The organism is Rhodobacter capsulatus (assembly GCF_005144475.1).
GTDB classification, from domain to species: domain Bacteria; phylum Pseudomonadota; class Alphaproteobacteria; order Rhodobacterales; family Rhodobacteraceae; genus Rhodobacter; species Rhodobacter capsulatus_C.
In genome coordinates this window covers 1-545 of sequence record NZ_SWJZ01000155.1, presented here as the reverse complement: position 1 = coordinate 545, position 545 = coordinate 1, and the positions used below count along the sequence as shown (strand labels likewise).

The 545-nt window shown below is 58.9% G+C and carries 1 pseudogene; it reads right to left on the bottom strand.

Going from position 1 to position 545, the window contains the following annotated elements:
* Positions 1 to 21 precede the first annotated feature (21 nt).
* Positions 22 to 545: pseudogene (locus FBT96_RS20210) on the bottom strand (DDE-type integrase/transposase/recombinase); the annotation flags it as partial.

Sequence of the window (545 nt, the reverse complement as noted above, 5' to 3'; positions counted from 1 at the left end):
AACGGGGGACAGACGTATACTTCAGGCAGCCATCTTCAGTTTCTGGGCGGGTGTAATGCCACCGATGCCCATGTTGGGGCGCTCGTTGTTGTAAGTCCATAGCCAGTCGGTTGCGATCTGCTGCGCCTCCTCGATGGTTTCAAAGATGTAGAGGTCCAGCCATTCATGGCGGACGGTCCTGTTGTAACGCTCGACATAGGCGTGTCTCACTGCGGCTTCCCGGGCTGGATATGGTTCAGGGCAATGCCCTGCTTCTCGACCCAGATCATCAGCGTGGAGCTGATGTATTCCGGGCCATTGTCCACCCTGATCGCCAGAGGTTTGCCGCGCCATTCGATGATCCGGTTCAGCGACCGGACCACGCGCTCGGCGGGGAGCGAGAAGTCTACCTCGATCCCCAGGCCTTCGCGGTTGAAGTCGTCCAGCACGTTCAACAGCCGGAATTGGCGGCCATCTGCCAAACGGTCGGCCATGAAGTCCATCGACCAGACCGTGTTCGGTGCCTCCGGGACGTTGAGCTCTTCAGGTTTGTCACGCTTGATCCT